The sequence below is a fragment of the Colwellia sp. MB3u-55 genome, assembly GCF_014076785.1.
Classification (GTDB): domain Bacteria; phylum Pseudomonadota; class Gammaproteobacteria; order Enterobacterales; family Alteromonadaceae; genus Colwellia_A.
Genome location: NZ_JACGUS010000065.1, coordinates 1 through 9706 on the forward strand (window position 1 = coordinate 1; position 9706 = coordinate 9706).

Here is a 9706-nt window from a genome sequence, read left to right on the forward strand (position 1 = left end):
GCTCTTTGGTCAGTACTTTTTGGGCTTTTGATTGGCCAGCCACTTTTTTTCGTTTATCAGCCACAATTATTCCTTCACGATATTCTTTTCGCCATCGTGACAGCATAAATGGGTGTATGTCGAGTTTTTCAGCGACTGATTTTATTGTGACACCAACAACATAACTTAATTGAATAGCGTTAACTTTGAAGTCGTTTGAATACTTCCAAGTTCGTCTTGGATTGTTGTACTTAGGCATAAGACACCTCATCTTTAATTAGATTTTGGTGTCCGTTTTATCGGGGGAAGATCAATTTTTGCGTCGTGTCAGGCTATGTAAACTTATTGATTGTTGCTGTTGATTTACAGGGAGTTGATTTAATTTACTCACGTTAACAAGTAACTCACTGAGCGCACTATTCATAGTTTTTCGTTTAAACCAACGCTCATTTTTTTGTAATCTTGTAATACCACGTAAAATAATGTCAATACGTTCACCTTGATAAAAAATCCCAGCAATGCTCGATATCAACAGTTGTTTTTCATCACATAAATTATTGGTAGCATTAAAAAATACAATACGTGTTCTAGAGGTAAGTTGCTGTATTTCAATTGGAATATTTTCTGTCAAAGTATAGAATTGTAAATCAATAAAAATCAAATCAAAAACTTTAATTAGTTCATTATTAGGTAAGGTTTCTGCTAATGTGATATCAATACCACAGGTTTTAATTAGGTCGGTAAACTGGAGGGTAGAGTGGTGAACTTCATTTTTTGCAATATTACTTACTGCACTATTTGTTAAAAAGAAAGCTTTGAGCTTAAGTCCATTTATTGGATCCATAGTTAACTAATTCCCTATCCATGTAATATTCAATCCTTTTTATGCTTATTTAACCGATAATAAATTACACAGACATCTTGTGTCTACTTAACAATAATCTTGCATTTGTTACATTAAAATAACAAATAAAAAGCGCAATGTCGTTATAAAAGAATAAACATTTATAATTAAAAAATCACCCTTGAAAAGTATCCAATTACCGTCATCTAATTTCATTATCTAAATACTTTATTTAGCTAAAATAGCCAGTGCAAGCTGAATGACTTTTGGTTAGAATACCCCGTCTATTTTTACCTATATGCCAGAATATAAAAATGCCAGAACCCTACCAAGATTTAATTCAAATCTTTAATGACACATTTAGTTCCAGCACCAATACTCGTTTGATTAAAGGCGACGACGAGCCTTTGTATAGTCCAGCAAATGATACCTGTGACTATCATCAAATTATTTTTGCTCATGGTTTTTATGCCAGTGCTTTACATGAAATATCACATTGGTGTGTGGCTGGTAAAGCACGTCGGTTATTAGAAGACTTTGGTTATTGGTATATGCCAGATGGTAGAGATGCGGAGCAACAAAAAACATTTGAACGAGTTGAAATTAAACCACAAGCAATTGAGTGGGCTTTTTGTGTGGCAGCAGGGAAAAAATTTAATGTTTCAGCTGACAACCTCAATGGTGCCGCTGGCGATACTATTACTTTTAAAGAAAATGTTTTTCAGCAAGTGCAACAATATTTACATCATGGGTTTCCTGTTCGCGCTCAAGCATTTATTGACGTACTGGCTAATTTTTATAACGTATCGTTGCCTTTGAATATCACCCAATTTTCTGCCAACACAACATTTAATCACTCAGAGACTGTTACTCATGTTTAAACTTGGTTTTATTATCAATCCTATTGCTGGTATTGGCGGCAGTGTTGCCTTGAAAGGAAGCGATGGAGATGGTATTGCAGAACAAGCTCTAGCGCTTGGCGCTACCGCAAAAGCAAATCAGCGAGCAAGCTTAGCACTGTCAATACTTTTACCTTATCGAGATGACATTATCGTTTATTGTGCTAATGATCTTATGGGAGAGATGACCGCTCAGGCACTTGGTTTTAAAACCCAAGTTGTTTTTCAAACCGATAAGCCTGAACATACCACGGCTGAAGACACCGAAAATACGGTAAAAGCCTTGTTAGCAGAGCACGTAGATATATTATTATTTGCTGGTGGTGATGGCACTGCACGCAATGTCTGTAAAATTGTTGGCGATAAATTTCCTGTACTAGGTATTCCTGCAGGCTGTAAAATTCACTCAGGTGTCTATGCTGTTACGCCAAAAGCTGCGGGGCGTGTAGTAGAGATGATGCTAACTAATCAGTTAGTTACCCTTATCGAAGCTGATGTTATGGATATCGATGAATCGTTATTTCGAGAAGGTATTGTTAAAGCAAAACGCTATGGTGAGATGCAAATTCCTGCTGAGTTACGTTATGTTCAAGCGGTAAAGTCTGGTGGCAAAGAACTTGATGAGCTAGTGCTGCAAGATATTGCTGCTCATGTAATTAATGAAATGGATGATGAGCTTTTTGTGATTGGCTCAGGCTCAACCACCGCTTTTTTAATGGAAGAGTTGGCGCTAGATAATACTTTACTGGGCGTTGATCTGGTTGAACAGCAACATTTAATTGCCAGTGATGTAACCGAGCCGCAATTATGGCAAGCGATAACCTTAGCGAAAGCCGATAATAAAACAATTAAGTTGGTGATCACGTTAATTGGTGGACAAGGTCATATATTTGGTCGAGGTAATCAACAGCTCAGTCCACGAGTGATCCGCGCCATCGGCAAAGATAATATTTTAATTATAGCGACAAAAGCGAAATTAACAGCATTAGCATCTAGACCCTTAATTGCTGACACCGGTGATAGTGATTTAGATATCGAGCTTTCGGGGTATTTACCGGTAATAACAGGATACAATGATCAAGTATTATACCCGGTAGCAAGTCCACAATAATGGCCTTTCAATCTATGTTTACAACTAATCATAAATTTTTTTAAAACTTAACAGTAAGTAGAATTATGTCAATTGAAGAAAAAAAATCGTTTGAAAATATTGCTGCCCTTTATCTGTACTTAGATAATTTATTTGATCAAGATAACAGTGATGACCAATTATTTGCCAGCAGCTATTTACGCGGCTTTATCAGCTTATCTGTTATTGAATTTGGTGATGAGTCGCAAGCACTCTCTCAAGGACTTGCGGAAAGTATTGATGAAAAACTGCAAGCAGCCCGTACCGAATTGAGCCCGCAAGATAGAAAAATAGTACAAGACTATTGGCTAAACCTTAAACAATCATTTGTATCGGTTTAGTAATAACAGCCTTTATTAAATACTATAAATATTTACGACGAATAATATCGCGAATAACAAACCTGTTGGGTGATAAGTTAAAAAGTTCTTGTTTGCCAACAGGATATTCGCCACCCGTTAAATCAGCAGTCAAAATATCGGCTAATAGCGGCGCAGTACATAAGCCCCTAGCACCTAAGCCGGTAAGTACGTATAGATTTTTAATCACAGGTGCAGGTTCTTGATAACGCCAGTTTTTATCTTTTGCTAAATGGGCGTAGCTGCTTTTATGCTGGGCTATATCAGGCATAGCGCCCACTACCGGTAAGTGATCGGGTGTCATACAGCGTAAACGAGCTTTACTCGAGGTAACGTCTTGTTCGCGCCATGAAACTAATTTAGGCAGGCACTTTTCTAACATAGTTAAATTATATTGATCTCCAGCGTCTGTTGCCACAATATCGAAACTGTCTTTTTCAAATGTCGCGCCGATGCAATGTTGTTGCTGGTGTGCAGGTGTTAGATAACCTTTGTGGCAAATAACGGTAGATAGGTTTTTAATCTGCTCGTTCGTTGCCATATTCGTTATTTGACCACGCACAGAACTCAGTGGTAATTCATTAATAATATTGAGTTTAATAGATTCAGCACCGCCACAAAAAATAACAACTTTTTCATTTATTATGCCTTTGCTTGTTGTTAGCTGCCAACTCTTGTCGTCTTGCTGCTTAAGTGCGGTAATGTTTACTTGATTTTTTATCGACAAATGCTGAGTTTGCTTTGCTGCATTAAATAGTTGTTGAACTAATTCACCAGGTGCTATCCAGCCAGCGCTGGGCATAAACAACCCCCCGTGTTCAAGTGTAATACCGGCTAATAGTGATGCTTGCTCTGCATTTATACTGGTAATTAATTCTTTTGACCAAGGGTTGGTTTGCTCGAAAATCTTTTGTCTTTTTTCTAAAGCTGTTTTGTAGGAAATCTCAAGTAAGCCACACCAATCATGACTAAAAATAAAACCTTTGCTGTGTAAGTCTTTATAGCATTTTAGTGCATGCCAAAATGCCTGTTGGTAAAACAAGCTAATATCATCAACTTGTTGATGAATAAGTGGAAATAATGCACCGACATGATTACTCGAAGCGCCTTGGGCAATTTCTTTATCTTTACAATAAAGTGTTACTTTTATATTTTTTTGAGTCAATGCATAAGCAACACAGGCAGCAGCAATGCCACCCCCAATAATAGCAACACTGTCGGGTTGCTTAATAATGGGTCTAATTTGATAACCTTTTCTTTCAAGCGGCGTATTTAAATTTTTTTGTTGTTTAATCACAAGTTTTTATTAAATCCATTGGTTTTCATGCGCTAAAGATAGTATTTTAACGTGAATTATATGTGTCTGTCATAAAATTGTAAAAACCAGTGTACACGTGTACACTGAGCAGACCAGTTTGTGGGCAAATTTCTGTATGATATGCCTGATTTTTCAATTTTTAAATGGTTATTCAAATGAAACGTGTAGTGATCACCGGATTAGGCATTGTATCGAGTATCGGTAACAATGCGGAAGAAGTTTTATCATCTCTTAAAGCAGGCCGTTCAGGTATTAGTAAATCTGAAAGCTTTGCAGAAGCTGGTTTAAAAAGTCATGTTTGGGGTAAGCCCACGATTGAGCCTAAAGATCATATTGATCGTAAAGCATTTCGTTTTATGGGTGATGCAGCAGGTTATGCTTACATCGCTATGGAACAAGCCATTAATGATGCCAAACTAACTGAAGAACAAGTATCAAATGTTCGTACCGGTATTGTTGCTGGCTCAGGTGGCGCGTCTTCAGAAAATATTGTTATTACCACGGATACACTCCGTAATCGAGGTATTCGCCGCGTTGGCCCTTATGCTGTGCCTAAAACTATGGGTAGTACCGTTTCAGCTTGTTTAGCAACACCTTTTAAAATTAAAGGTGTTAACTATTCAATTAGCTCTGCGTGTGCAACGAGTGCACACTGTATTGGTAATGCCATGGAGCTTATTCAACTGGGCAAGCAAGACATTGTTTTTGCTGGCGGTGGTGAAGAAGTTCATTGGTCTCTAGCGATGATGTTTGATGGTATGGGCGCTTTATCTGCGGGTCGTAATGATACGCCAGAACTTGCTTCACGTACTTATGACGCTGACCGTGACGGTTTCGTTATTTCAGGCGGCGGCGGTATGGTTGTTGTTGAAGAACTTGAACACGCTTTGGCTCGTGGTGCACATATCTATGCTGAAATTGTTGGCTACGGCGCAACTTCTGACGGTTACGATATGGTCGCTCCAAGTGGTGAAGGCGCAGTACGTTGTATGCAACAAGCCATGCAAGGTGTTGAAGGTAAAGTTGATTATTTAAATACTCACGGTACTTCTACACCGGTTGGCGATGTTAAAGAGCTTGGCGCAATTCAAGAATTGTTTGGTAAAGATTCACCAGCAATTAGTGCAACCAAAGCAATGACGGGTCATGCACTCGGCGCGGCGGGTGTTCATGAAGCTATTTATTCATTACTGATGATGGAAAACAGTTTTGTTGCTCCGTCTATCAATGTTGATAACTTAGATGAAAAAGCGCAAGGCCTAGATATAGTTACTGAAAAACGTGATGTTGAACTTAACTTGATTATGTCTAACAGCTTTGGCTTTGGTGGCACTAACGCTACTTTAGTGATGAAAAAATATAAATAATGATAAACAACGATACCTTGTCATTTAGTGTTTAACGCCATCAGAAATACGCATTGAATATAATTAACCGCGTTTTTCTGTTTGGTTATATCTAAAAGACTCAGTATTGTTTGTTATTTAAAAAAGCCACTTTATAGTGGCTTTTTTGCATTTAAGATACAATAACCCTCATTAGATCAATAATTATTTTAGGTTTATAAACCATGAAGATTTTTTACGATGAAAACATGCCTTTTGCTCAAGAGTTCTTTGGCGACCTAGGTGAATTGCACGCATTTGTTGGTCGTGAGTTAACCGCTCAACAGGTGAAAAGTGCGGATGTTTTATTAGTGCGCTCGATTACTAAGGTTAACCAAGCGCTATTAGCAAGCAATTCAACTTGTCAGTTTGTTGGTACGGCAACCATAGGCGTTGACCATATTGATCAGACCTATTTAAGTGAACGGGGCATTACCTTTACCGCTGCGCCAGGCTGTAACGCTATTTCTGTGGCAGAATATGTGATCAGTGCCTTGGTTGTCTTAGCCGAGCGTTACTTAATTGATTTGTTCTCGTTAACTGTCGGTATTGTTGGTGGCGGTAATACCGGCACTCGTTTAAGTGAAAAATTATCGGCACTGGGTATTAAGTATTTAATTTGCGATCCACTACTCGCCGCAAAACAGAAAAATAATACTAAAGACCAACGCCATTACTCATCACTTGATAATGTTTTAGCTTGTGATGTTATTTCACTGCATGTTCCCATCATTGATAATGGCGAACAGCCAACTTTTCACTTACTCAATGAAAAACGTTTAAAGCAATTGCACGAAAAGCAAATCCTTATTAACGCCTGTCGCGGTGAAGTTATCGATAATAAATCGTTACTGGCGCTTAAAAAACAAGGGCATGGTTTGAGAGTTGTTTTAGATGTTTGGGAAAATGAACCAGATATATTGCATGAACTTATTGCTTATACTGAAATATCTTCTGCGCACATTGCAGGCTATAGCTTAGAAGGAAAAGCACGTGGTACAGAAATGCTCTATCAGGCATTATGCCAACAACTTAACATACCGATAGAAAAGCACCTAGGTGATTTTTTACCACGAGCTTCAATAACCGAAGTTGAAATTAATCAACCGTTTGAGCAAATACTACTAAACCAGCTCGTAAAAATGGTTTACGATGTACGCCGTGATGATGGAATTTTCAGAGAAACAATTTTAAGTCATGGCTTTGACCACATTCGGAAAACTTATCCAGCTCGCAGGGAATTTTCTGCGGTTAAAGTAAGCATGACAAATCAAGCCAAGAGTGATGTGCCACATCATCTTGGTTTTCTTAAAAAGTAACTTATTTAACGTATATAAAGTACTAATCTTCAAAGCAAAGAGAGAGTGACATGGCACAGAAATTTGATGTCTGCGTATTAGGCGCTACAGGTTTGGTGGGTAAAACCATCATTGAAATATTAGAAGAACGAGATTTTCCAATTAATAAATTATACCCGCTGGCGAGTGCTCGTTCAGCAGGTGAATTTATTGACTTTAATGGTCAAAGTATTGAAGTACTCGATGCTGACCATTTTGATTTTAGTCAAGCGCAAATTGGCTTTTTCTCTGCGGGTGGTTCAATTTCAGCCAAGTTTGCTCCTATTGCAGGTGAAGCAGGGTGTATTGTTATAGACAACACTTCTGAGTTTAGATACGACGCAGATATTCCGTTAATCGTTCCTGAAGTTAACCCAAGTGCATTAGCTGATTATAGAAACCGTAATATTATTGCTAACCCTAATTGTTCAACTATTCAAATGATGGTCGCGCTAAAACCTATCTATGATGCTGTTGGTATTAATCGTATTAATGTTTCCACTTATCAATCAGTTTCTGGTGGTGGTAAGGCAGCAATGGACGAATTAGCTAAGCAGACTGCAGACTTGTTAAGCGGAAAGCCTGTTGAGACTAAACATTTTCCTCGTCAAATCGCTTTTAATGTTATTCCGCAAATTGATGTCTTTATGGATAATGGTTATACCAAAGAAGAAATGAAAATGGTCTGGGAAACGAAAAAGATTCTAGGTGATGAAAACGTTCTGGTTAATCCTACAGCGGTTCGTGTGCCGGTATTCTTTGGTCATGGTGAAGCTTTACATATTGAAACGGGATCACCAATTTCAGCAGAAGAAGTTAAAGATTTACTTGAGCAAGCTGAAGGTATTGTTGTTTGTCGTAATGACGAAGACTTTCCAACACAGATAGGTGATGCAAGTGGAAAAGATGCTACTTATGTTGGTCGTATTCGTGAAGATATTAGTCATAGTTGTGGAATAAATATGTGGGTTGTTGCTGACAATGTACGTAAAGGTGCGGCAACAAACAGTGTACAAATTGCTGAGTTATTAGTTAAAGACTACCTTTCATAACATCCCTTTAATAAATGAGTTAGTGTTAAAATTGAGTTAACTTTAAGATTTATTAAAGAAAAATCAAAACTCGTCGTTATAGTTAACGACGAGTTTTTTGTTTCATTATTACTAAAAAAATTTGTATTAACTTGCTATGATATAAATAGCAGGTATAGGGTTGGAATAAAATTTGCTTTACTTTCTCTAGGCTTGAAGTGCCAAACAATTGGCAGTAAATAAAAATAATTAGGAAAACTTGATGCATCGATTATTACGCCTGTGCCTGTGGCAGGTAATATTTATAAGCATTACCACGTATAGTGTTTCTTTGTTCGCCTTTGAAGAAGAGGGTATTCGCATTCGGGGCCCCAAAGCGACGGATATGTTTCCGTACGATCAATACGGGCCTATTACTTCAAAAGATACCCTGTGGAATATTGCTTTAAAAGTTCGTCCAGACCCTACTTTGTCTGTTTATCAAGTGATGCAGGCGTTATACCAAAAAAATCCGCAAGCATTTAAAGAAAATAACTTAAACCATCTTAACAATGGCCAGTACTTAAAATTGCCGTCTGTTAGAGAGATGCGTGCGATAAATCCTCTTGAGGCAAAAAGTAAGTCAACCTCTGATGATAAAACATGGCAAAAGAAAATTGCTAAAACAGTTAAGAAAAAAATTGTTCCTCCTTCTGAACTTGCCATTAAAAAGGAAGATTTAGACGCGACTAAAAAAGAAATCAATGCACAGCTTGAAGAAATAAACTCTAAGCAAACTGTTCGTTTAGAAACTATCCAAAATGATGTTTTAGATTCAATTGATGGTTTGCAGGCTATTCTTAAAGAAAATGCCGTTGTTGATGAAAAAATATCAACAGTAAATCAGCAGTTGAATGTTTTTAAAGAAGCCTCGACTATAGAAGATGAAAAGCAAAACGCACAATTAGCACTGATAATGTCACTTCAGCAAGAATTATTAAAAATGGCAGAAGCGAGTGAGCAAGCGTTATTATTAGAGAAACAAAAAGCTGAACTTGAAAATGAAGGCATAACCTCGCAGCTTTGGTTTCAGATATTAATGTCAACGCTACCTGCATTTTTTGTCTTGAGTCTTTTGTTTTGGTTCTTGCGCCGTCAAAAAGGTGGAGAAACTGAAGCTGTAGCTAAGCCTAAAAAATCAAAAGCTGTTGCTGAAGAAAAAGCCAAGCCAGCAGACACAACTGAAGAACCTCTTGCTGCGTTAGATAACGAACCTTCACTTGATGATGAATTATCGCTTGATGATGAATTATCCCTCGATGATGAACTTTCGATGGACCTAGGTGAGGATGAACTTAATTTAGATGATTCGTTGTTTGCTGACGACGCAGATGATGGATTAGGTTCATTAGATGATGAAGATGATGTTATTCATTTAGATGATGA

Annotated in this window: 10 protein-coding genes; 7 read left to right on the top strand and 3 right to left on the bottom strand. The window is 37.7% G+C overall.

The genetic code is table 11. From position 1 onward, the window contains the following. Both H4J66_RS01830 and H4J66_RS01835 read right to left on the bottom strand, forming a co-directional pair. On the bottom strand, positions 1-238 hold a 238-nt coding region (locus tag H4J66_RS01830), incomplete at its 3' end, for a transposase (RefSeq protein ID WP_182169822.1). A gap of 51 nt (positions 239-289) precedes the next feature. Continuing rightward, complete coding sequence (locus H4J66_RS01835) at positions 290-823, bottom strand: hypothetical protein (protein ID WP_182169825.1); 534 nt, start codon at positions 821-823, stop codon at positions 290-292. Between the two features lie 314 nt (positions 824-1137). On the opposite strand from H4J66_RS01835, the gene H4J66_RS01840 reads away from it, so the two are divergent. The 3 genes from H4J66_RS01840 (at position 1138) to H4J66_RS01850 (ending at position 3192) form a co-directional block, all read left to right on the top strand. Further along, positions 1138-1704: an elongation factor P hydroxylase gene (locus H4J66_RS01840; protein ID WP_182169828.1), complete on the top strand. Its 567-nt coding sequence runs from the start codon at positions 1138-1140 to the stop codon at positions 1702-1704. Next, a complete protein-coding gene (locus tag H4J66_RS01845) occupies positions 1697-2833 on the top strand; it encodes an ATP-NAD kinase family protein (RefSeq protein ID WP_182169831.1) in 1137 nt (378 codons plus the stop codon). The genes H4J66_RS01840 and H4J66_RS01845 overlap by 8 nt, the downstream gene beginning before the upstream one ends. Before the next feature lie 65 nt (positions 2834-2898). After that, on the top strand, positions 2899-3192 hold the full coding sequence (locus H4J66_RS01850) for a YfcL family protein (protein ID WP_182169833.1): 294 nt from the start codon (positions 2899-2901) through the stop codon (positions 3190-3192). Positions 3193-3214: 22 nt separating this feature from the next. Here the strand turns inward: H4J66_RS01850 and mnmC are convergent, their stop codons facing one another. Then, on the bottom strand, positions 3215-4507 hold the full coding sequence (gene mnmC / locus H4J66_RS01855) for an FAD-dependent 5-carboxymethylaminomethyl-2-thiouridine(34) oxidoreductase MnmC (protein WP_182169835.1): 1293 nt from the start codon (positions 4505-4507) through the stop codon (positions 3215-3217). A 176-nt stretch (positions 4508-4683) separates the two neighbouring features. Here mnmC and fabB point away from each other — a divergent pair, with 176 nt between their 5' ends. The 4 genes from fabB to H4J66_RS01875 all read left to right on the top strand — a co-directional run. Further along, the gene (gene fabB, locus H4J66_RS01860) at positions 4684-5895 is read left to right on the top strand and encodes a beta-ketoacyl-ACP synthase I (protein WP_182169837.1); all 1212 of its coding nucleotides are present in this window, start codon (positions 4684-4686) and stop codon (positions 5893-5895) included. A gap of 203 nt (positions 5896-6098) precedes the next feature. Beyond that, complete coding sequence (locus H4J66_RS01865; protein WP_182169839.1) at positions 6099-7232, top strand: 4-phosphoerythronate dehydrogenase; 1134 nt, start codon at positions 6099-6101, stop codon at positions 7230-7232. A 50-nt stretch (positions 7233-7282) separates the two neighbouring features. Then, positions 7283-8302, top strand: a complete 1020-nt coding sequence (locus tag H4J66_RS01870; RefSeq protein ID WP_070374286.1) for an aspartate-semialdehyde dehydrogenase — start codon at positions 7283-7285, stop codon at positions 8300-8302. 241 nt (positions 8303-8543) lie between these two features. Continuing rightward, positions 8544-9706: FimV/HubP family polar landmark protein (locus tag H4J66_RS01875; RefSeq protein ID WP_182169841.1), on the top strand; the 1163-nt coding region annotated here is incomplete at its 3' end.